The sequence below is a fragment of the Streptomyces sp. NPDC021019 genome (assembly GCF_044333295.1).
Taxonomy (GTDB): Bacteria; Actinomycetota; Actinomycetes; order Streptomycetales; family Streptomycetaceae; genus Streptomyces.
Genome location: NZ_JBIRQR010000001.1, coordinates 500288 through 521909 on the forward strand (window position 1 = coordinate 500288; position 21622 = coordinate 521909).

A 21622-nucleotide genomic window follows, 5' to 3' on the forward strand; every position below is an offset into this window, starting at 1 on the left:
GCGTCGTGGAGGAACAGCAACGGGACTTCGAGCGCGTTCTCGTCGTGGGGACGGGAGCCCTCGGCGTCGCCTTCCTGCCGTTCTGGATCAACTGGCTCGGGAATTCCTTTCCCGACGTGGAGAAGAGAGTGGCGCTGACGCGTTCCGCGTGCCGGTTCGTCTCGCGGGACGCGGTGGCCGTGCTCTCCGGAGAAGAAGTATTCATCGACGACTGGAACGCGTTCTCCGGCGACGACGTGCCGCATGTCGACCTCGCGGAATGGGCGGACCTCATTCTGGTCCATCCCGCCACACTGAATTTCGTCGGCCGGTACGCCCTCGGCGTCGCCGACACACCGCTGATGGTCGCGCTGCACACCACCCGGGCGCTGGTGGGCGTCGCGCCCTCGCTGCCGCCCGGTGCGCTGCGAAGCCCGGTCGTCCGGGAACACCTGGCGGTGCTGCGCGAGCGGCCCGGTGTGGTGCTCGCGCCGACGATCCCCGCGCGGAGCGCGCGCACGGGAGAGGTGGAGGACGGCGGCTCCGCCCCCCTGAACGAGTTGTACGACCTCTGCGTCGCGCGCCGGAAGGAGAGCGGGGGCGGCGCCGCTCCGGGTGCCGCGCGCGGCGACGGGGCCGGGACCGGGACCGCGCCGGGGCCGGGCCGCCCCGACGCGGCCGGGGGCCGGGAGCGGGCCGCGTGACCGGGACGGACTTCCTGGCCGGAACGGGCCCCCGGGCCGGAGCTGCTGTCCTCGTGGCGGAGCACCATACGGGCCTCCAGGTCACCCGCGTGTACGAGGACCCGGACGCCGGCTTCCTGTGGTGGCACGGCCCGGGGGGCCGTCACGCGGGTCCGGTGCGTGCGCCCCGTCGGCTGGTGACGCTCGTCCCGGACCGCGAGGACGCCACGGGGGCCGCGCTGCTGTCCACCGGGCAGACGCACGGAACCGGGCTGCTCCACCGGGCCGCAGGCTCCGTCTCGGCCGCCGCCTGGCTGCGGGACCCCCGCCCCCAGGCCGGGCGGCTCGTCGCCCACTCCCTCACCGGCGCCGCCCGAGCTTTGCGGGCCCTGCACGGCGTCCCCCTGCCCCAGGACCTGGAGCCGGCCCCGCCGCCGGGCCTGCGGCGACTGCGGGAGTGGGCGAGCGGGACGGTTCCGCTCGTCCCCGCCGCCGAACGGCTCCGGCGACATGCGCTGGAGGTGTGGGGCGGCGCCCGCACGGCGCGGCTCCTCGACTGGGCTGAGGACGCCGAACGGCCCACGGGTGTCGGGGCGTCGGCCGTGCTCCTCCACGGCTGGGCCTCGACCGGTGCGCTCGTGCCGCCGAGGAGCCGCGGCCGGGTGGCGCTGCTGACCGGTCAGGACCTCGGCACCGGGCGCCGGGAGCTGGACCTCGGCTGGATGCTCGGCGACCTCGTCGAACTGGCGTGGTCGTCACCGCTCTACCGGGTCGCGCACGACGGTGCCGGGGGTCCGGAGGAGGAGGGCGCGGGGCTGCCGTCCGCGGCCCTCCTCCAGCAGGTGTTCCTGGGCGTGTACGGCGAGGGCGACGGCGACAGCGGCGACCGCACCGACGGCGGAGGTCCGGTGTACGACCCGGCGGCCGTGGGGCGTTGCGCCGTGCTCCGCGTCGTCACGCACATGCGGGACTTCGCCACGTACTGCGAGTGGAGCGACGAATTGCTGGACTACCTCGCCTTCACCGCCGAGTTGATCGATGAGGAGGGCCGCCGGGCGGTCCCCCGAGGAGTGTCATGACGACCACGACGAACGAAGCGCCCGCGCTGATCCGCTACCGGCCGACCGGCCTCGACGCCGCACCGGAAGTGAACGCGCTGCTGGAACGGCTGGGCCTCGGCCCCTTCGCTCCGGACGGGCTGACCGCCTTCGGCGGCCGCAACGACAACTGGGCCGGGACGACCACCCGCGGTCAGCAGGTATTCGTCAAGACGGTCGCCCGGTCCTCCGACGGCAGCCGTCCCGAGATCGACCGCGCGCTCGCCTTCGAGGCGTCGGCCGCACGGCTCCCGGCCGGCTCGCCGCTGCGTACGCCCGAACACCTCGGGACCGACCGGGCCGCCGCCGTCAGCGCCTTCCGGCTGCTGCCCGGGGCCCGATCGGGCTCGGAGGTCGCGCTGGACGGCGACTTCGACGAGGAGCTGTGCCGGGAGGCGGGGCGAGCCGTCGCCACCCTGCACGCCATGGAGCCGGTGGGCGGTCCGGCGAGCACGGGGCAGGCCGCGGCCTTCGGCGTGCCCGGGCCGGCCGACCCGGCCGGCGGCACGGCAGAGGCGGTGATCGACACGGGTGAGGCCCCCCTGCCGCCGATGCGCTGGTTGCGGGCGTTCCCGTGGAGCGAGGTCCAGGACCGCAGCATGGCGCAGATCGCCGCCTGGAAGCTGGTCCAGGACGACGCCGAGGTCGTCGCCGCGCTCCACCGGCTGCGGGAGCGGGAGCGTACGGCGCCGCACACCCCGGCCCACTGCGATCTGCGTTTCGACCAGTTCATCGTCCACGGGGGCTCGCTCTACCTCTGTGACTGGGAGGAGTTCCGGTGGGCCGATCCGGCCCGGGACGTCGGAGCTTTCGTCGGCGAGTGGCTCTTCCAGGCCACCTACTCCGTCTTCGCGCCCACGGGCGAGGCCGCCGCTGGGGACACCGTCGCGCTCGGCTTCGACCTCACCCACCAGGAGATCGTCGAACGCGGCACCGCGGGGCTGCGCCGCCACCTTCCCCGGGTCGCCGCCTTCTGGGCCGGCTACACCGGCTGGCGGACCCCGGACCCGGAGCTGGCGGAGCGGGCCGTCGGGTTCGCCGGATGGCACCTGTTCGACCGGCTCATCGCCACCGCACAGGCGCACGCAGTCCTCAACCCGGTCGCGCGCGCCGCCGCCGGGATCGGGCGGACCCTGCTGCTGAATCCGGCCGGGGCCGTCCCCACCCTCCGTCTGACCGCCCCCGCCGCCGCACCACGCCGCACCGCCGCCACGTCCGGGAGCCCCCGATGATCCTCGACTGTCCGCTGCCCCTCTCCGCCGAGCCGTCCCCGGCACCGCGTCTCACCGCCGCGCTCGGCCTCGTCTCCGTACGGGCCGACGGTCTCGCGGCGGAGGTCGCCGGGCGGAAGCTGACCGCCGACAGCCCGCGCGACCTGCGCGGCCGGCTCACCAACGCGCTGTACGAGGAGTTCCACGCCGGGAACGGGGCGCACCGCCGGGACGCGGACGCCCCGCCCCGCCGGTCGTTGCGCGACTCCGCGCTGGAGCGCCGCCTCACCGAGGCCGTGCCGCACGCCAGGACCCCGGTCACGGGGCGGCTGGTCGAGGTCACGGACGCCGGCGAACTGGTCGTACGGCTGCCGGAGATCACCGCCCGGCTCGGCGCCGACCGGCTCATCACCCCCGGCACGCCCGCCCCCGGCGAGCTGGTCGAGGTCGCGCTGGAGGCCGCGCGGCCCGCTCTGTCGCCCGGCTTCTTCTACGTCATGGGGTCGCGGGCCCTGCCGTCCCCCGCCGGGCCGGTCCGCCGCCTCTTCCTGCACGCCCGCGACGCGGACGGGGCCGTCGCGCTGTGGGCCGCCGCGCTGACCGCGCTGGAGGGGGCCGGGGCGCGCTACCACGCCAAGGTCCTGTCCGACGAGGACGACTACCCGCGCCGTGACAGCGTCGTCGTCTATCTGCACGGCGACCACGCCCCGGCCGAACGGGCCGTGGTGGCCGCCGTCCGGGACCTGCCGGGGCTGGGCGCCGACACCTCGCTCTTCACCGCCCGGCTCGCCCCCGGCGTCGCCGCCGCGTGGGATCCGCGGGACCCGCGCCCCGGGCACGACGGCATGAGCTTCGGCCAGCACCGCAGCTTCGCGTTGGCCACCGCGCTCGTCGACCACGCCCTGGAGGGGGCCGAAGGGACCGACGGCCTCGCCGGCCACGTCGTCCGGGCCTTCCGCGCGGCGGGCATCGACCCCGCGCACCCCGAGAACAACCTTGCAGCGGACGCCGCGCACCCCATGAACAGCCTTGCGGCGGACCCCGAGCGTCCCGAGGACGGCCTCGCCGCGGACACCACGACCACGACCACGACCGCTGGAGTATGAGCCCGATGAACACCGCCGGAACCACGGACACGACGACCACCGCCGACGCGTCGGGAGCGGCCGACGACGCCGGGGCCCCCGCCGGGGCAGGCGGCTTCGGGGCGGCGATCACCACCGCCTACAGCGACGCCCTCGCCGGGGTGTACGACGAGGTCTACCCGAGCACGCCCGACCTCGACGACATCGGTACGTACCTGCTGACCCTCACCGCGCCCGGCGCGAGCGTCCTCGAACTCGGCGTCGGCACCGGCCGGGTGGCGCTCCCGCTCGCGGAGCGCGGCTTCGACGTCCACGGCGTCGAGTCCTCGGAGGGGATGCTGGCACGTCTCGCGGAGAAGGATCCCGAGGGCCGGGTCACCCCGGTCCACGGCGATTTCTCCGGTCTCGATCTCGGCCGTACCTTCGACGTCGTCCTCGCCCCCTTCAACGTGCTGTGCTGCGCGATGGCGGTCGACGAGCAGATCGCGTTGACGCACGCGATGGCACGGCACGTGGCGGCCGACGGCCACGTGGTGATCGAGACGTTCGACCCGAGCGACTACCACGTACAGAAGAAGAACGCGGTCACCACCTATCCGATCGGCGCGCGCGGGGCGCTCATCGAGTCCGTGGGCGTCCTGCCGGCCTCGCAGAACATGATGGTGCAGAGCACGCTCTTCCTGGACGGCGACGCCCCCCGCTCCGCCACCACCGTGATGCGCTACGTGTGGCCCGGGGAGCTCGACCTGCTGGGCGCCATCGCCGGTCTGGAGCTCGTCGGCCGGTACGCGGGCTGGCGCGAGCAGCCCTTCGACGGGGGCGACAGCCGGAAGATGTGCGTGTCCGTGTTCCGGCCGCTGGCATGAGTCGGCGCGCCGCGACCGCCACCGGCCCGGACGCCGCCGCGGGACGGGTGAGCGTGCTCGCCAACGGACTGCGGGTGTGCGCGGAGGCGGTCCCTCAGTACGGGCGCGGCCTCGCCGCCGTCGCCCTGACCGTGGCGGCCGGCGGTGACGACGACCCCGCCGGGCGGCACGGCACGGCGCATCTCGTCGAGCACCTGATGTTCCCCCGCTCCGGCCCGGCCGCCGGCGACGGAGAAGGCCACGCGGCCCTGGTCGAGGGGGCGGGCGGGGTGTGCAACGCCGAGACCCACCGCGACCACACCGTCTTCCACACCACCGTCCCGGCCGACCTGCTGCCGGCCGTCCTGGCGGCGGAGGCACGCCGCCTGCTCGGCTTCGCGCCCACCCGGGACGTGATCCGCACCGAGACCGCCGTCATTGCCGAGGAGATCCGCGGGGCCGGGACCGGCGGCCGGTACTGGGAAGCGGCGCTGGACGGGCTCTACCCGGGGAGCAGGGACAGCTTCGGTACGGCCGCCGAGCTCGACGGCATCGGCGCCGACGAGGCCGAACGCTTCCAGCGCGACTACTACACACCCCGGCGGATGGTCCTGTCGGTCGTCGGGGACATCGACCCCGCGCGCGTCACCGCGGCGGCGCACGAACTCTTCGCCCCGCTCGGGGCGTCGGCCGCGCACAGCGCCGTAGCACCGCCCGCGCGGCCCCGGCCGCCCGCTCCGGACCCCGGTCCGCTCCCGGAGATCCGTACCACGCCCGTCTCGGCCCCCGTGCCCGGCGTGGCGGTCGGACACCGTCTCCCCGACCCGGTCGCCGAACGCCCCGCGTACCTCGCCCAGGTCGTTCTGGCGCAGGTGCTCGGCCGGTCCCGGCTGCCGGCGGTGGCGCGGTCGGCGCGGGACGGGCACCGCCTCACCTCCGCGACCGTCACCTGCGGCTACCACGGCCAGTGGCTCGCCTCGGCCGCCCCCGACCTGACCCTCGCGGTGCTCGGCCGGGCGCCCGGCACCGACGTGGACGCGGCGGCCGGCGTCTGGCGGTCCGTCCTGCGGACGCTCGCGGACCGGCCGCCTTCCGAGGCCGAGCACCGGCGGGCGGTGAACTCCCTGCTGGTCGCCGTCCACCGGCAGACCGACTCGCTCCCCACCCGCGCCGTCGCCCTCGGCCGCGCCACCCTGCTCCTGCCGGGATCCGCCGGGCCCGACGGGCTCCCCGAGGAGCTGCGGGCCACCACCCCCGCCGAGCTGGCGGCCGCGGCCCGCGCCCTGCTGGAGGGGCCCACCACCGTGACCGAACTCGTCGCCCGGGAAGGCGCCGCCGGATGAACCGCACCACCGCCGCCGTCCTGCCCACCGGGCTGCGCGTCCTCGCGACGCGCGCCCCGGGCACCCCGCTCGCGGAGCTGCGCCTCGTCATCCCGTACGCGCGCACCGAACCGGGCCTCGCCGCCGCCCAGGAGCTCCTCGCCGCCTGTCTCGGGACGGGCAGCCGGGACCGTACCCGTCAGGAGATCGCCGACCGCGCCGCCGACCTCGGCGCGGAGTTCAGCACCGTCGTCACCGCCGAGTCCCTGATCCTCTCGGTCAGCGTGCTCGCGCCGGGCCTCCCCGGCGCGCTCGACCTGCTGGCCGAGCTGCTGACGCGCCCGCGGTACGAGGCGGGGGAGGTGGCCATCGCCCAGCGCCGGGCGGCCGCCGCTCCCCGTGCCCCCGCGAGCCGCGTACGGCTGCGTCGTGCCGCGCTCGCGCACGGCTTCGGGCCGCACCCGCTGTCCTCCCGCTCCGGTGGTACGGCGCCGCTTCTGGACGTCGTCTCCCTGGCGCCCGGTGCCCTCGGGGCCCTGCACACGCGCGCCGTCGTGCCCGGCGGGTCGTCGCTCGTCGTCCTGGCGGGCGACGAGCCGGAGACCGTGCTGCGCCTGGCCGGCGAGCGGCTCGCGCCCTGGACGGGCGGCCCTTCGGGTCTCACCCTCCCGCGCTTCACGCGTCAGGACCCCCGGCCGGGGCGGGTCGGGCTCGACGTCGTCGAGGGCGGCGGCGGGAGCGACGGTGTCGGCCGTACGGCCGACACCGGTGACCAGGCGCTCGTCCTGGCCGTCGGGCCCGCGGTCCCCACCGCCGACCCGGATCACGCGCCGTTCCACCTCGCTCAGCTGCTGTTGGGCGGTTACGCCTCCGCCCGGCTCGGCCGTCGGATCCGGGACCGGTACGGGCTCGCGTACGCGGTCTCCGCCCGTGTCCGCGAGAACGGGGCGGGCGGCTGGCTGGAGATCGAGTGCGCGGGAGCCCCGGGCAGCGCGGACCGGATCTCCGGCGAGATCACCGGGTGCCTCCGGGAGCTCGCAGCCCGGGGCCCGTCCCCGGCGGAGGTGGACCGCGCCCGCGCCTACGCGACCGGCTTCACCCGCTTCGCCCTGGCGACCCGCGCCGAGGAGGCGAGCGCGCTGGCGGGCTTCGCCGCGGCGGGGCTGGAGCCGGACTGGCTCGACGGCTACCGGGACCGGCTCGCCGCCGTCACCCCCGCGCAGGTGGCGGCGGCCGCGCGCCGGCTGGACCCCGACCGGGCGGTCATGGCGACGTACGAGCCGGACGCCGTCCCGGCCCGGGCCCGCGCCCCGTACGAGCCGGATGCCGTTCCGGCCCGGGCCCGTGCCCGGTACGGCCTGCCCGCCTCCGCCCGGGGCCTGTCCGCCGAGGCCGATGGGCCGTCGCCGCCCGGCAAGTTCCGCGAGACACCTGGTGGGTCCCGAGAGATGCCCGACGGGTTCCGCGAGACGCCCGATGGGTTCCGCGAGCCCCCCGGTGGGCCCCGCGAGACGCCCGATGGGCCCCGCGCTATGCCCGAACTCCGCGATCAGAAGGGTGCCCCCCGGTGAACCCGGCCGTTCTCTACCCGCTCCAGCCCGACCACCCCGACCTGGTCGCCCCCTTCGCGGCGCTCGTCCGGCGCTCGGGGGCCCGGCGCCTGTGGATGTGCCAGTCCTTCCAGGCCGAGACCCACCAGACGCTGGCCTATCTGGCGGGCGCGGGCCACACGGTCCCGGTCGGGACGAGCGTGACGTTGCTTCCGCTGCGCCATCCCTACGAGGCGGCGCTCCAGGCCCGGTCGCTGGCGCTGCTCACGGGGGAGCCGGTCGTCGCGGGTTTCGGCATCGGCGACCCGGGCTTCGTGGCCGGGCTGACGGGACGCGCCTACGACAGCCCGCGCACCGCGGTCCGCGACTACCTGAGGTCGGTACGCGCTCTCCTGGACGGCGAGCCGGTCGCGACCAGCGGCCCGTACCACCACCTCCACGGCACGTTGCCGGAGCTTCCGCACGCTCCTCGGGTCGAGGTGGGTGCGGGGGTGCTCCGGCCCGGCATGGCGCGTACCGCCGGTGAGGTGGCGGACGTCGCCGTCACGTGGATGACGCCACCCGCCTATGTGGCGGGCACGCTGCGCCCGGCGCTCCAGGAGGGCGCGGAGGAGGTGGGCAGGCCAGGGCCTCCCCGCCTCGCGACCTCCGTCCACGTCGTCGTCGACCGGCCCGGCCGTGACGTCCGGGGCATGGCGCTCGCCGCGACCGCCGGCCATCTGTCGACGCCGCACTACGCGGCGATGCTCCGTGCCGCCGGGCTGGACCTGGACCCGCACGACCCGGCGGGCACCGTGGACGCCCTGCTGCGCAACCGGGTGGTGGTGGCGGGGAGTCCCGAGGAGATCGCGGGCGCGCTCGACGCGTACCGGCGCGCCGGCGTGGACGAGGTGCTGCTCAACCCCACCGGGGTCCTGCTCGGCGAGGGAGTGCACGCGGCCGTGGCGGATCTCGAGGAGATCATCGGATCCTGCCGCAGCTTCCTGCCGGACAGCCAGCAGGAAGCTGCGTCCGCCGGGCCGCCGGAGCGGCCCGGCGGCTGATTGGCTGAAGTCCCGCGGCGGAGACCCGGCAGGCGCGGTGCCATGCCGCCCGGCAGGCCGGCGGCTCCGGCCCGTGGACGGGTCCCGTGCCCGGGTCCTGTAGCCGGGTCCCGTGGCCACGGGACCCGTACGGCCCGGCCCCTCCCCCTCCCCACGACGACGGACCCCCCATGACCGAACAGCAGGACAGGACAGAACACGTGCGACCAGAACATCCGCCCCGGGCAGGCGGCAGCGTCGTCTTCTCCAACGTGACGAAGACGTTCGGCGGCCGGAGGGCACTCGACGACGTCAGCTTCGCGCTGCGGCCGGGCAAGGTCACCGGCCTGCTCGGCCCCAACGGCGCGGGCAAGAGCACGCTCCTGCGGATCCTGCTCGGACTGGCCCGTCCCGACGCGGGGACCGCGCAGGTCCTGGGCGGGGAGCCGCTGTCCGCTCCGGAGCGGGCGCAGCGGGTCGGCGTGGTCATGGACGCGATCGGCTTCCACCCGCGCGTGACGGTCCGCCGCCAGCTGGAGATATCGGCCCGCTCCCTGGGGCTGTCGTCCTCGCGCATCGCCGAGGTGATCGACCAGGTCGGTCTCGACGGCGCGGAGCGCAAGCGGGTGAAGGCATGCTCCACCGGTATGCGCCAGCGGCTCGCGCTCGCCGTCGCGCTGCTTCCCGATCCCGAACTTCTCATTCTGGACGAGCCGTTGAACGGTCTCGACCCGGACGGAATCCGCTGGATGCGCCGCCTCGTCGAGCGCTCCGCCGCCGATGGGCGGACCGTGCTGATCGCCAGTCACATGCTGTCCGAGGTCGAGCAGAGCGTCGATGACGTGGTCGTGCTGCGCCGCTCGGTGCTGTTCACGGGCTCCCTCCAGGAGCTGGTGCGGCGCGGCGGGGGACGGCTGGAGGACGCCTACTTCGCACTCGTCGAGGGCGCGGCCGCCGCGTCCCGTCCGGAGGTCACCCATGCCTGAGGTCCTGCGTAACCAACTCTCCGCGGAACTGCTCAAGCTCCGCTCGGGCGTGGCGCTCACCGTGCTGCTTCTGGTCGCCCTGGTCTTCTGCGCGCTGGGGCAGTTCGGCCTCGTGTACGCGGAGGCCGACCCCGCGTCCGCCGGGGCCGGGCTCACCGGGAGCATCGTCGGCCTCGGCGCGTCCGCCGCCCTCTTCGCGGGGCTCTTCGGCGCCCTGCACGTCACCAACGAGTTCGGTTCCGGTTCGATCGGCCGCACGGTCCTGTACGCGCCCGGACGTTCCTCGGTCGTCGCCGCCAAGCTGCTGGCCACGGCCCTGTCCGGCCTGCTCTTCGGTATCGCGGCGGTCGTGGGTTCCTTCGCCGTCGGCCATACGGCTCTCGCGGCGAGGGGTGCCGACCTCGCCGTGGACGGGGCGACCTGGACGACCGCCGCCGCCGTCCTGACCATCTGCACCCTGGCCGGCCCGTGGGGCGCGGCGGTCGGGTTCGTCGTGCGCAGCCGGCTCGCCGCGGTACTCGGCCTGGTCGTGTGGGGCACCCTCGGCCAGGTGCTGGTCCTCGGTCAGCTCCCGGAGGTGGGCCGGTTTCTTCCCGAGGGGGCGCAGTACGCCCTCCTCGGTGACACGTCGGCCTTCCCGGAAGCCCTGGCGGCCCCGTTCGGTCTGCTGCTGATCGTGGGGTGGACGGCGGCCGCGTCCCTCGTGGGCGGCCGGCTCTTCGTCCGCCGCGACATCTGAGGTTCGGGTACGCGTACGGCCGGACGCACCTCTGGCTGTGGCCCCCCGGGCAGTCGTCGCGGGCGCGGTCATGCCCCCGGCTCGGGGGTGAGCGCGTGATCGGGACCTGATTCCAGGATTCCCGATCGTGCGATCAAGTAGCCGAGCTGGGCCCGGCTGTTGCTGCCGAGCGCGACGCTGAGTTTGGCGATGTGCGACCGGCAGGTGCGGACGTTCATGCCGAGGCGGCGGGCGATGGCCTCGTCGACGTGGCCCTCGACGAGCAGTTTGGCGATCGAATGTCTGACCCCGGAGATACCGTCCGTCGTGGAGTCGTACGGAATCTGTTCCTGGAGGGGTACCGCGCGGTGCCAGAACTGCTCGAAGACCTTGGCGAGGTACTCCACGATGCCGGGGTGCCGCAGCTCAAGGGCTACGGTGCGGTCGTCGGTCGCCGGTATGAAGGCGACGGTGCGGTCGAAGATCATGAGCCGCTCTATCAGCTCCTCGAGTGTTCGGATCTCCACCTTGCTCTCGGCCATCCGGGCCGCGTAATTGAGGGTTCCATGGCTGTGGCGGACGGTGTGCTGATACAAAGTGCGCATGCCGACGCCACGTTCCGCGAGCATCTGGCCGCGTTCCATGGCGATGGTGAGCGCGTTCTCGCTGCGCCCGCCGCCCGGCTGAATGGTGAGGACTTCCGAACGGCACTCGGCGAGGGCGAGTTCGATCGAGGCGTTGATGCGGCCGATGCCTTCGAGGACCGTGATGGCGTGCGTGGTCGGCGGAGCCTGGGCACTGATCGCCATGAAGGGTTCGAACGCCTCGGTGAGCTCCACCGAGAGCCGCCTTCGGTCCTGGATCTCCCGCTCGATCGGGTGGAGCCGCTGCGTGAGCGCCGCGGACGGCGGCACCGGCCGCAGCCAGGTGGGGTCGTCGGGATCGGGATGGAGCAGGGCGAATTCCAGCAGACACGGAGCGTCTTCCGCCTCGACGCGAGCTATTTTGCCCACACTCAGCGCACTGGCGTAGACCCGTGCTCCCTCGTCACACAAGGCACTAACCGAGTGGGGATGTACCGCTTTGGTGCTGTCTGTGGTCAATTCTCCACCCCCCAGGAACATGAATCAGCAGGAACATGATGCATCGCTTCTGTGGCGTTGACGTGCCTGGATGGGTCATCGTCTTGTTCTGCGGGGGAGAGGAAACCTTGGAAGTGAGGACGAAGCCCATCATGAGTAACAAAACGCTTCGCTCGGTGCTTGCTGTTGCCTTCTCCTTTGGGCTGACGACCGGGGCGCTGAGTGTTCTTGACCTCGTTGAGGGCGGCGTGACCCACGGTACGGCCGGCGCACAGGTGCAGGCCGCTCCGCCTCCGGACCTGGCCTGGGACTCGATGCCCGCACGGACGACGGGGACGGAAGCGGCCCCCGGGTCGCTGTCGGAGAACGCCCCTGGCACACGGGGTCGGGTATGAGCACCCCGCCGGACGACCGGACCTTCCGGCGCGAGATGGCGACCGCCTATCGCTCAGGGTGGCATTTCATCGATCTGCTCACGGCACTCCCCCGCCGTGGCGACTCGTTGATGGTCACCCTGTTCGGAGAGCCGATCGTCGTGGTGATGGAAGAGGACGAGGACGTCCGCGCCTATCGCTGTCTCCGTCGGCCACGCGGTGCGCCGCAGCCGGTCCGCTGTGCCGTCAGGTACGGCATGATCTTCGTCAATCTCGATCAGCGGGACCACGAGCTGTTCGACGCAGAACCACTTTCCGCCACCCCCCGCAGTGCCTGAGCGATTCCCCCGTCGTCACCTATCGCTCCGGCGCTTCCCCCACACAGCGGCGCCACCGTGACCTGAACACGGTGGCGCCGTTGTGCTGTTCCCGTACGGGGGCGGCGTCAGGGAAGCCGTGGGTCAGGCCTTGCCGAGCGCCCGGTCGAGGGTGATCTCGATGACGACCCGGGTCGGGTTGACCCGCGGGGCGCGGCCGTAGCGCGCCTCGTGACGGGCTTCCGCGTCCGCGACGGCCTCCGGCTCCGTGCGGATGACCGCGAGGCCCTCCAGGGTCGCCCAGCGGGCCCTGTCGATCTGACAGACGGCCACGCGTGCCCCGCCGGGGCCGGCGGCCCGGATGTTGGCGACCTTGCGGCTGCCCCCGTCGGTGATCACGCGCGCCACCCCGGCCTCCGGGTCGTACGTCACGCACACCGGCACCACGTGCGGCGTGCCGTCCGGGCGGGGAGTCGTCAGGGTGGAGAGGTGGCTCTCGCGCCAGAAGGCGACATATGAGGGAGTGGGGTGGTGTACGTCTGCCATGGGGGCAGCGTACGAGGGTCACCGCCGAGGGCCCGCAGCGCGTGCGCACAACGCCTTGAGTGGAATAGACTCAACTTTGTGCAGGTTGACTAAGTCAAGACAGAAGCAATGCAGGAACCGGGCGCGAGGAGGAGTGACCACACGTGGACGCCGAGCTGACGAACAAGAGCCGGGACGCCATCAACGCGGCCACCAGCAGGGCCGTGAAGGACGGGCACGCCGATCTGACCCCGGGGCACCTGCTCCTCGCGCTGCTGGAGGGCCAGGACAACGAGAACGTCATCGACCTGCTCGCCGCCGTCGAGGCCGACCAGGCCGCGGTGCGGGGCGGGACCGAGCGGCTGCTCGGGGGCCTGCCCAGCGTCACCGGCTCCACCGTCGCCCCGCCGTCGCCCAACCGCGAGCTGCTGGCCGTCATCCAGGACGCGGCCCAGCGGGCCGAGGAGCTGGGCGACGACTACATCTCCACCGAGCACCTGCTGATCGGCATCGCGGCGAAGGGCGGCCGTGCCGGTGAGATCCTCGACGGGCAGGGCGCCAGTGCGAAGAAGCTGCTGGCCGCATTCGAGACGAGCAGGGGAGGGCGCCGGGTGACCACACCCGACCCGGAGGGCCAGTACAAGGCCCTGGAGAAGTTCGGCACCGACTTCACGGCCGCCGCGCGCGAGGGCAAGCTGGATCCGGTCATCGGCCGTGACCAGGAGATCCGCCGCGTCGTGCAGGTGCTGTCGCGCCGGACGAAGAACAACCCCGTGCTGATCGGCGAGCCCGGCGTCGGAAAGACCGCCGTCGTCGAGGGTCTCGCCCAGCGCATCGTCAAGGGCGACGTTCCCGAGAGCCTGAAGAACAAGCGGCTCGTCTCGCTCGACCTCGGCGCGATGGTCGCCGGCGCGAAGTACCGCGGCGAGTTCGAGGAGCGCCTGAAGACCGTCCTCTCCGAGATCAAGGAGAGCGACGGCCGGATCATCACGTTCATCGACGAACTGCACACCGTCGTCGGCGCGGGCGCCGGCGGCGACTCCGCCATGGACGCGGGCAACATGCTCAAGCCGATGCTGGCCCGCGGCGAGCTGCGCATGGTCGGCGCGACGACGCTCGACGAGTACCGCGAGCGCATCGAGAAGGACCCCGCCCTGGAGCGGCGCTTCCAGCAGGTGCTGGTCGCCGAGCCCTCCGTCGAGGACACCATCGCGATCCTGCGCGGGCTCAAGGGCCGCTACGAGGCCCACCACAAGGTGCAGATCGCGGACTCGGCACTGGTGGCCGCCGCCACCCTCTCCGACCGTTACATCACCTCGCGCTTCCTCCCCGACAAGGCCATCGACCTGGTCGACGAGGCAGCCTCCCGGCTCCGTATGGAGATCGACTCCTCACCGCTGGAGATCGACGAACTCCAGCGATCCGTCGACCGGTTGCGCATGGAGGAACTGGCCCTCAAGAACGAGTCCGACCCCGCCTCCAAGCAGCGGCTGGAGAAGCTGCGCCGTGACCTCGCCGACAAGGAGGAGGAGCTGCGCGGCCTGAACGCCCGCTGGGAGAAGGAGAAGCAGGGCCTCAACCGGGTCGGTGAGCTGAAGGAGCGCCTCGACGAGCTGCGGGGCCAGGCGGAACGCGCCCAGCGCGACGGTGACTTCGACGCCGCCTCCAAGCTGCTGTACGGGGAGATCCCGGGCCTGGAGCGGGAGCTGGAGGAGGCCGCCGAGGCGGAGCAGGAGGCATCCAAGGACACCATGGTCAAGGAGGAGGTCGGCCCGGACGACATCGCGGACGTCGTCGGCGCCTGGACCGGCATTCCGGCCGGACGGCTGCTGGAGGGCGAGACGCGGAAGCTGCTGCGGATGGAGTCCGAGCTGGGCAAGCGGCTGATCGGGCAGAGCGAGGCCGTGCAGGCCGTCTCCGACGCCGTACGTCGTACGCGCGCGGGGATCGCGGATCCCGACCGGCCCACCGGGTCGTTCCTCTTCCTCGGGCCCACCGGCGTCGGCAAGACCGAGCTGGCCAAGGCGCTGGCGGACTTCCTGTTCGACGACGAGCGGGCCATGATCCGCATCGACATGAGCGAGTACGGCGAGAAGCACAGCGTCGCCCGCCTCGTCGGGGCCCCGCCCGGTTACGTCGGTTACGAGGAGGGCGGCCAGCTCACCGAGGCCGTCCGCCGCCGCCCGTACAGCGTCGTGCTGCTGGACGAGGTCGAGAAGGCCCACCCGGAGGTCTTCGACGTCCTGCTCCAGGTCCTCGACGACGGCCGGCTCACCGACGGCCAGGGCCGCACGGTCGACTTCCGCAACACCATCCTCGTCCTCACCTCCAACCTCGGCTCCCAGTTCCTGATGGACCCCCTGGTCAAGCCCGAGGTCAAGAAGCAGCAGGTGCTGGAGGTGGTGCGGGCCTCCTTCAAGCCGGAGTTCATCAACCGGCTCGACGACCTGGTGGTCTTCTCCGCCCTGTCCGGCGACGAGCTCGCGCACATCGCCGGGCTCCAGATCGACCGGCTGGCGAAGCGCCTGGCCGACCGCAGGCTCACCCTGGAGGTATCGCCGGAGGCGCTGGCCTGGCTCGCCGAGGAGGGCAACGACCCGGCGTACGGGGCGCGGCCGCTGCGCCGGCTCATCCAGACGGCGATCGGCGACCGGCTCGCCAAGGAGATCCTGTCCGGCGAGGTCCGCGACGGCGACACCGTACGGGTGGAGCGGGCCGAGGACGGGCTGATCGTCGGCCCCGCCGCGTAACGCCCCGCCCGAGACCGTGACCGCCGGTCACCGGGCGTCGCAGTCCGTCGGCGCGTGCCCGGCCGACGCCGGGCGGACCCCGCCCACCACGCGCTGTCTGTCAGCTCGTGGCGGATCGGGGCCGCCCGGGCTTGCCATGCCCCGCCCGCCATGGGAGAGGATGGCCGTACTCGTCACGAAGGGAAATAACGGTGAGCATCGATCCGTCCTCGATTCCTAATTTCGGGGGCCAGCCCGAACCGCAGGCGGCAGGACCGGAGGGCCCCGTCGTCCCTGACCAGGACCTCGTCAAGCAGCTCCTCGACCAGATGGAGCTGAAGTACGTCGTCGACGACGAGGGCGACCTCGCGGCGCCGTGGGAAGAGTTCCGGACGTACTTCATGTTCCGGGGCGAGGACGAGCAGCAGGTCTTCTCGGTCCGCACGTTCTACGACCGCCCCCACGACCTCGACCAGCGTCCCGTCCTGCTGGACGCCATCGACGACTGGAACCGCCGCACCCTGTGGCCCAAGGTCTACACCCACGCCCACGAGGGCGAGGAGGGCGAGGCGGGTTCCGTCCGGCTGATCGGTGAGGCGCAGATGCTCATCGGCACCGGCGTCAGCCTGGAGCACTTCGTCTCCTCGACGGTGAGCTGGGTCCGCGCCTCGATCGAGTTCGACAAGTGGCTCGTCGAGCGTCTCGGCATCCAGCCCGCCGAGGGCAAGCCGGAGGGCGAGGAGCCCGCGGGCGCCTGAACCACGGCCCGCGGCAGCGGCCCGGGCGGGCGGTCACCATGACCGCCGCCCGGGCCGTCTCCGTGCTCAGCCCAGCCGGGCCAGGCGCTCCACCGCCTCCTCCAGGACCTCGTCCTTCTTGCAGAAGGTGAAGCGGACCTGGCTGCGGCCCGCCTCCGGATCGTCGTAGAAGACCGAGACCGGCACGGCCGCCACCCCGCAGCGCTCCGGGAGCGCGCGGCAGAAGGCGCCCGCGTCCTCGTCGCCGAACGGGGAGATGTCGGTGGTGATGAAGTACGTCCCCTCCGGTTCGTACACCCGGAAGCCCGCGGCGCGCAGCCCCTTCGCCAGCAGATCCCGCTTGCGGCGCATGCCCTCCCGGAAGTCGGTGAAGAAGGCGTCGGGCAGGGCGAGCGCCTCGGCGATCGCGTACTGGAACGGGCCGCCGCTGACGAAGGTCAGATACTGCTTCGCCGCGCGGACGGCGGCCACCAGCGGCGCGTCCCCGGTGACCCAGCCGATCTTCCAGCCGGTGTACGAGAACGTCTTGCCCGAGGAGGAGATCGACACCGTGCGCCCGCGCATCCCGGGGAGCGCGGCGATCGGGTGGTGCGCCCCCGCGAAGACCAGGTGCTCGTACACCTCGTCGGTGACCACCAGCAGATCGTGCTCCACCGCGAGGGCCGCGATCCCTGCCAGCTCGTCGGGGGTGAGCACCGCGCCGGTCGGGTTGTGCGGGGTGTTCAGGAGCAGGAGACGGGTGCGCGGGGTGATCAGGGTCCGCAGTTCGTCGAGGTCCGGGCGGAACTCCGGGGCGCGCAGGGTGAGCGGTACGCGCTTCGCGCCCGCCATGGCGACGCAGGCGGCGTACGAGTCGTAGTACGGCTCGAACGCGATGACCTCGTCGCCCGGTTCGAGGAGGGCGAGCAGCGAGGCCGCGATCGCCTCGGTGGCGCCGGTCGTCACCAGGACCTCCGTCTCCGGGGACCAGGTCAGGCCGTAGAAGCGTTCCTGGTGGGCGGCGACGGCGGTGCGCAGCTCCGGGACGCCGGGGCCCGGCGGGTACTGGTTGCCGTGCCCGGCGCGCAGCGCCCGGACCGCCGCCTCCCGGATCTCCTCGGGTCCGTCGGTGTCGGGGAAGCCCTGGCCGAGGTTGATGGAGCCGGTCCGTACGGCCAGCGCGGACATCTCCGCGAAGATCGTCGTGCCGAACGCGGCGAGGCGGCGGTTGAGCAGTGGCCGCCCCTCCGCCAGGGTTCCCTGGGTCGCTCGTCCCTGTGTCATGGGCGCCATCCTGGGCCGAAGCTCTGGAGTTGCTCAAGTCCGCTTTGGCGCGTGGGGGGCCGGGGAATCCCCCTGTCACAACAACGGGGAAGCGGTGGGGGACCTCGCTTCGGGGGAAGGAAAGGCGGGTGGGGCGCATGAGCGTCTTCATCGCTGTGCTGGTTTCCGTGGTCGTCATCGGAGCACTGCTGGCCGGTCTGCGGGTCACCGGCGGGCGCGGGCCGTCGAAGCCACGCGCCGGGCGCCGGCGCTCCGCGAGCGGAGCCTCCGCCGACGGCGGAGGCGGCTCCGGCGGCTGGTGGTCGGGGGGCGACTCCGGCGGCGACGGCTCCGGCGGGCACTCCTGCGGCGGCGGTTCGTCGTGCGGGGGCGGCGGTGGCGGCTGCGGTGGGGGCGGCAGCTGACCGGCCGCCGGTGGACGGTCACCGAAGGTGACATGACGTCGGGCGTCCGGAGGGTGAACTCCCTCCGGACGCTCTTTTGTTGAGCGACGCGGACGTTTGGGGTTGAACAAGTGAACCGGTGGGCCCCCGGGGGGATGGAAACCACGGCAAGTTGGGCGAAAGCGCTGTGAGTGGGCGTACTTCGTGATTCCCTCGTTGAAGAGAACAATCAGCCCTCGGACCCCAGTCGGACCAGATCGGGCGCCCCCCACCTCCCACGTGCTGCAACCCGGGGCGTCCTGCTGTCCATGTGTCCATGTGTGTTTGCGGAGCCCACCCATGCTCACCACCCTCCAGACGGCCTATTCCGATACCCGCGCCGCCGACCTGGCCTGGATGCTGGGGCGGGAGCCGCTGCCAGCCCTGGCGGTCCTCGATCTCCAGCTCGGCGGCGCCGAACTCCAGTTGAGGCTGCTCGGCGCCTCCCACCAGGTCCTCCTCCAGGAGGACCGCGGCGTCTGCTCCGAGACCGTGGCCTGTATGCCCGGCAGCAGCACCCCCCTGCCCCTCGGCGTCGCGAAGCGGCTCGGGGACTGGGAGTACGCCTTCGCGGCGCGTGTCGAGACCCTGACGCAGGGTCAGTTCGCCGGACGGGCGCAGGAGTTGCTCGCCCTGGTGAGCGACCACCCGCACGGCCTGGCGGGCACCTTCCCCGGCAGTCCGCACGCCTTCACCGCGATGCTCGCCCAGCGCACCGAGGGCCAGGTGCGGTGGCGCACCTGGCACGCGTACCCACAGGAAGGGCAGTTGGTGGTCACCCGGACCAGGGTGGGGGTGAGGATTCCCGCGCCCGCGGGCTGACCGGCGGGGGCGCGGGGCTCCGGCGCCCGCGGCCGGACCGGCAGCGGCACTTACACCCGTGTGGGTGACAGGCTGCGCCGGTGCGGTGACGTAGCGTTCGCAGCATGATCCACCAGCGGATATCGCCGCGAGGGGGCGCGGCGCGGCTTCCCGTGCGGCCGAGGACCGGCCGGTTCCTCGTGCTGGCCGCGGTCTTCGTCTGCGCCGCCTGCGGTCTCGTCTACGAGCTCGAACTGGTCGCCCTCGCCTCCTACTTGATCGGCGATTCGGTCACCCAGGCCTCCGTCGTGCTCTCCGTGATGGTGTTCGCGATGGGCATCGGCTCCCTTCTCGCGAAACGTTTGCGCTGCCGCGCCGCCGTCGGTTTCGGGATGGTCGAGGCGGCCCTCGCGCTGATCGGCGGCTCCTCCGCGCTGGTGCTCTACGCCTCGTTCGCCTGGCTCGGCGACTCGCAGTACGCGCTGGTCGGGTTCTCGCTGGCGATCGGGGTGCTGATCGGCGCGGAGATCCCGCTGCTGATGACGTTGATCCAGCGCGTCGACCGGCAGGACGCGGGCGGTGCTGTCGCCGATCTCTTCGCCGCCGACTACGTGGGCGCGCTGGTCGGCGGGCTCGCGTTCCCCTTCCTGCTGCTGCCGGTGCTGGGGCAGTTGACCGGTGCGCTGTTCACCGGCGCGGTCAACGCGGCGGCGGGCGGCGCGCTGGTCCTGTGGGTGTTCCGGCGCGATCTCACCTCCCGTTCCCGGTGGCTCCTCGTCCTGGTCAACGGCGCGGTGATCGCGGTGCTGGCCACGGCCACGGTCCTGGTCGACGACTTCGAGCGGGCGGCGCGGCGCGCGGTGTACGGGGATGAGGTGCGCGTCGCCGTGCGGACCGGGGTGCAGGAGGTCGTCCTGACCGGAACCGACCGCGACTCCCTCGGCCTCTACCTGGACGGCCGGCTGCGGGTCAGCGCCCGCGACGAGTACCGCTACCACGAGGCGCTGGTGCACCCCGCGATGAACGGGCCCCGTGCCCGCGTGCTCATCCTGGGCGGCGGCGACGGTCTGGCCGCCCGCGAGACGCTGCGTTACGAGGATGTCCGCTCGGTCACCGTCGTCGAGCTGGACCCGGCCGTCACCCGACTGGCCCGTACGGACCCCGCACTCTCCGAGCTGAACGACCACGCCTTCCGCGATCCCCGCGTCTCGGTGGTCGGGGCGGACGCGTTCACCTGGCTCCGGGCCGACCGGGGACGCTACGACGTGGTGGTCTCCGACCTTCCGGACCCGGGCATCACCGCCAGTACGAAGCTGTACTCCGCCGAGTTCTACGGGCTGGTCGCGGAGGCCCTGGCCCCGGACGGGCGGTTCGTGGTGCACGCCGGGCCGCTGGGCGCCCGGCCGGGGACCTTCTGGACGGTGGAGGCCTCGATGCGCGCGGGCGGCCTCGCGACCCGCCCGTACCGCGTCACCGGCCGGTACACGGGCCTCGCCGCGAGCCCGGACCGGGGCGGCGGCGAGGCCCGGAAGCGGGAGGCCTGGGGGTTCCTCCTCGCCGGACCGGGCGTGGCTCCGCGGCTGGCCATGCCCGTCGGGGGGCCCGTACCGCGGTCGCTGGGCGTCCGGGAGCTGCGCGAGGGGGCGCGGGCGGCGGACGACACCCGGCTTCCCGGGCTGCTTCCGTCGACGCTGGTCCATCCGCGGTACTGGGAAGACGTGCGAGCGCGCCCGGCTTCCGGCGGGCGGAAGCGCTGACGTCCGGGCCGGGGCCGATTAGGCTCGGTTTCCATGGAGCATGAGGTGTTCGTTCCGGTCCCCGTCCCGACCCTGCTGCGCACGCTGAGCGATCCCGCCCGGGTCGCCCGCTGCGTCCCCGGCCTCCAGCAGGACGCCGACGCGTCGGCGTCGCCCCTGGCGGGCCGGCTGAAGCTGCGGGCCGGTGGCCACACCATCACCTACCGGGGTGAGCTGCGGCTCACCGGCCCGGAGGAGCCCGGCGGTTCGGGCGGGCAGCGTTTCTCGGTGACCGGGCGGGGTGTCGAGGCCCGGGGTACCGGCGCGGTCGAGCTGGCCCTGACCATCGGCCTCACGGAGGCGGACGGCGGGACGGCGCTCGCCTACAGCGGCACCGCGAGCGGGGACGGCCGGCTGGTGGAGCTGGCGGAGGGTGCCGCGCTCGCGGCCGCCCACCGGCTCCTGGACCGTTTCACCCAGCAGCTGGTGACGGAGTCGCTGGCGGCGCGGGACGCGGACGTGGCTGAGGCCGGAGGTGCGGGCCTGGACGGCGACGGCGGCGCCGGGGACGGCGCGGTGGCCGCGGAGGGGCTCTCGGGCGATGAGGACGCGGCCGAGGGCGTCGGGAACGAAGGCGTCGGGAGCGAAGCCGGTTCTCCTCGGGCAGGGGCAGGGGCAGGGGCAGGGGCAGGGGCGGAGGTCGAGGTCGGTGAGCCCGGGGCGGAGGAGTCCGGGTCCGTGTTCGACTCGCCCGTGCCGCCGCCCTCGCTCGACCCCGTCGCCGGCGTGGAGTTCACCGTGCCGGACGAACCGCCCGCCGAGGCCGCACACGCCCGGCGCACCATGATCGGGCGCAGCGCCGAGGAGGTCGACCACGCGCCCCCGCGGGGCCGTTACGCCCCCGTGCCCTCCCCGGAGGCGGGCGGTGCGAGCACCACCCTGCGGTGGGTAGCCCCCGCCGCCGCCCTCGCGCTCGCCTCCGCCGTGGTGCTGAGCCGGGCGCTGCGACGCCGGAGGTAGCGGGAGCTGGAGGCGGTGGTCACCGGAGGCGGTGTGCGACGGAGGCGAGAGTCACCGGTGGCAAGGTGTGCCCGAGGCGGGGACGGGCCAGTAGGGT

20 protein-coding genes are annotated in these 21622 nt (G+C 73.5%); 17 read left to right on the top strand and 3 right to left on the bottom strand.

The window, feature by feature from the left end:
- The first annotated feature begins 5 nt into the window (after positions 1–5).
- The 10 genes from lxmD to ACH4RG_RS02325 all read left to right on the top strand — a co-directional run bounded on the left by lxmD (position 6) and on the right by ACH4RG_RS02325 (position 10519).
- Positions 6–683 carry a peptide terminal cysteine decarboxylase LxmD gene (gene lxmD, locus ACH4RG_RS02280; RefSeq protein ID WP_397918444.1) on the top strand — a complete coding sequence of 226 codons (678 nt, stop codon included), beginning with the start codon at positions 6–8 and terminating at the stop codon, positions 681–683.
- The gene (locus ACH4RG_RS02285; protein ID WP_397927452.1) at positions 680–1741 is read left to right on the top strand and encodes a hypothetical protein; all 1062 of its coding nucleotides are present in this window, start codon (positions 680–682) and stop codon (positions 1739–1741) included. The genes lxmD and ACH4RG_RS02285 overlap by 4 nt, the downstream gene beginning before the upstream one ends.
- Positions 1738–2991 (top strand): phosphotransferase, encoded by a 1254-nt coding sequence (locus tag ACH4RG_RS02290; RefSeq protein ID WP_398538979.1) that lies wholly within the window; start codon positions 1738–1740, stop codon positions 2989–2991. Before ACH4RG_RS02285 ends, ACH4RG_RS02290 begins: the two co-directional genes overlap by 4 nt.
- Positions 2988–4076 carry a T3SS effector HopA1 family protein gene (locus ACH4RG_RS02295; protein ID WP_398538980.1) on the top strand — a complete coding sequence of 363 codons (1089 nt, stop codon included), beginning with the start codon at positions 2988–2990 and terminating at the stop codon, positions 4074–4076. The genes ACH4RG_RS02290 and ACH4RG_RS02295 overlap by 4 nt, the downstream gene beginning before the upstream one ends.
- A gap of 5 nt (positions 4077–4081) precedes the next feature.
- Entirely contained in the window at positions 4082–4921 is an 840-nt protein-coding gene (locus ACH4RG_RS02300) for a class I SAM-dependent methyltransferase (protein ID WP_398538981.1), read from the top strand.
- Complete coding sequence (locus ACH4RG_RS02305) at positions 4918–6243, top strand: M16 family metallopeptidase (protein ID WP_398538982.1); 1326 nt, start codon at positions 4918–4920, stop codon at positions 6241–6243. The genes ACH4RG_RS02300 and ACH4RG_RS02305 overlap by 4 nt, the downstream gene beginning before the upstream one ends.
- Positions 6240–7793 (top strand): M16 family metallopeptidase, encoded by a 1554-nt coding sequence (locus ACH4RG_RS02310; protein WP_398538983.1) that lies wholly within the window; start codon positions 6240–6242, stop codon positions 7791–7793. Before ACH4RG_RS02305 ends, ACH4RG_RS02310 begins: the two co-directional genes overlap by 4 nt.
- A complete protein-coding gene (gene lxmJ, locus ACH4RG_RS02315) occupies positions 7790–8815 on the top strand; it encodes a F420-dependent peptide dehydroalanine reductase LxmJ (RefSeq protein WP_397918437.1) in 1026 nt (341 codons plus the stop codon). The genes ACH4RG_RS02310 and lxmJ overlap by 4 nt, the downstream gene beginning before the upstream one ends.
- Before the next feature lie 200 nt (positions 8816–9015).
- Positions 9016–9780 carry an ABC transporter ATP-binding protein gene (locus ACH4RG_RS02320; protein ID WP_397918436.1) on the top strand — a complete coding sequence of 255 codons (765 nt, stop codon included), beginning with the start codon at positions 9016–9018 and terminating at the stop codon, positions 9778–9780.
- Positions 9773–10519: an ABC transporter permease gene (locus ACH4RG_RS02325; RefSeq protein ID WP_397927457.1), complete on the top strand. Its 747-nt coding sequence runs from the start codon at positions 9773–9775 to the stop codon at positions 10517–10519. Before ACH4RG_RS02320 ends, ACH4RG_RS02325 begins: the two co-directional genes overlap by 8 nt.
- Positions 10520–10587: 68 nt before the next feature.
- On the opposite strand, the gene ACH4RG_RS02330 is transcribed toward ACH4RG_RS02325, so the two are convergent.
- Positions 10588–11622 (bottom strand): helix-turn-helix transcriptional regulator, encoded by a 1035-nt coding sequence (locus ACH4RG_RS02330; RefSeq protein WP_397918434.1) that lies wholly within the window; start codon positions 11620–11622, stop codon positions 10588–10590.
- A 349-nt stretch (positions 11623–11971) separates the two neighbouring features.
- On the opposite strand from ACH4RG_RS02330, the gene ACH4RG_RS02335 reads away from it, so the two are divergent.
- The gene (locus ACH4RG_RS02335; protein WP_003967571.1) at positions 11972–12292 is read left to right on the top strand and encodes a hypothetical protein; all 321 of its coding nucleotides are present in this window, start codon (positions 11972–11974) and stop codon (positions 12290–12292) included.
- A 123-nt stretch (positions 12293–12415) separates the two neighbouring features.
- Here ACH4RG_RS02335 and ACH4RG_RS02340 read toward each other — a convergent pair whose 3' ends face one another.
- Positions 12416–12817, bottom strand: coding sequence for a TIGR03618 family F420-dependent PPOX class oxidoreductase (locus ACH4RG_RS02340; RefSeq protein WP_397918433.1), 402 nt, complete (start codon positions 12815–12817; stop codon positions 12416–12418).
- Between the two features lie 143 nt (positions 12818–12960).
- Here ACH4RG_RS02340 and clpB point away from each other — a divergent pair, with 143 nt between their 5' ends.
- Both clpB and ACH4RG_RS02350 read left to right on the top strand, forming a co-directional pair.
- Positions 12961–15546: an ATP-dependent chaperone ClpB gene (clpB, locus tag ACH4RG_RS02345; protein ID WP_397927458.1), complete on the top strand. Its 2586-nt coding sequence runs from the start codon at positions 12961–12963 to the stop codon at positions 15544–15546.
- A gap of 191 nt (positions 15547–15737) precedes the next feature.
- On the top strand, positions 15738–16283 hold the full coding sequence (locus ACH4RG_RS02350) for a YbjN domain-containing protein (protein ID WP_352239794.1): 546 nt from the start codon (positions 15738–15740) through the stop codon (positions 16281–16283).
- Between the two features lie 66 nt (positions 16284–16349).
- Here ACH4RG_RS02350 and ACH4RG_RS02355 read toward each other — a convergent pair whose 3' ends face one another.
- Positions 16350–17546 carry a pyridoxal phosphate-dependent aminotransferase gene (locus ACH4RG_RS02355; RefSeq protein ID WP_398538984.1) on the bottom strand — a complete coding sequence of 399 codons (1197 nt, stop codon included), beginning with the start codon at positions 17544–17546 and terminating at the stop codon, positions 16350–16352.
- A 137-nt stretch (positions 17547–17683) separates the two neighbouring features.
- Here ACH4RG_RS02355 and ACH4RG_RS02360 point away from each other — a divergent pair, with 137 nt between their 5' ends.
- The 4 genes from ACH4RG_RS02360 to ACH4RG_RS02375 all read left to right on the top strand — a co-directional run bounded on the left by ACH4RG_RS02360 (position 17684) and on the right by ACH4RG_RS02375 (position 21525).
- Positions 17684–17950, top strand: coding sequence for a hypothetical protein (locus ACH4RG_RS02360; RefSeq protein WP_397918430.1), 267 nt, complete (start codon positions 17684–17686; stop codon positions 17948–17950).
- A gap of 318 nt (positions 17951–18268) precedes the next feature.
- The gene (locus ACH4RG_RS02365; RefSeq protein WP_397918429.1) at positions 18269–18790 is read left to right on the top strand and encodes a DUF2617 family protein; all 522 of its coding nucleotides are present in this window, start codon (positions 18269–18271) and stop codon (positions 18788–18790) included.
- Between the two features lie 104 nt (positions 18791–18894).
- Entirely contained in the window at positions 18895–20526 is a 1632-nt protein-coding gene (locus ACH4RG_RS02370; protein ID WP_398538985.1) for a polyamine aminopropyltransferase, read from the top strand.
- A 33-nt stretch (positions 20527–20559) separates the two neighbouring features.
- On the top strand, positions 20560–21525 hold the full coding sequence (locus ACH4RG_RS02375; RefSeq protein WP_398538986.1) for an SRPBCC domain-containing protein: 966 nt from the start codon (positions 20560–20562) through the stop codon (positions 21523–21525).
- The last annotated feature ends 97 nt before the right edge of the window (positions 21526–21622 follow it).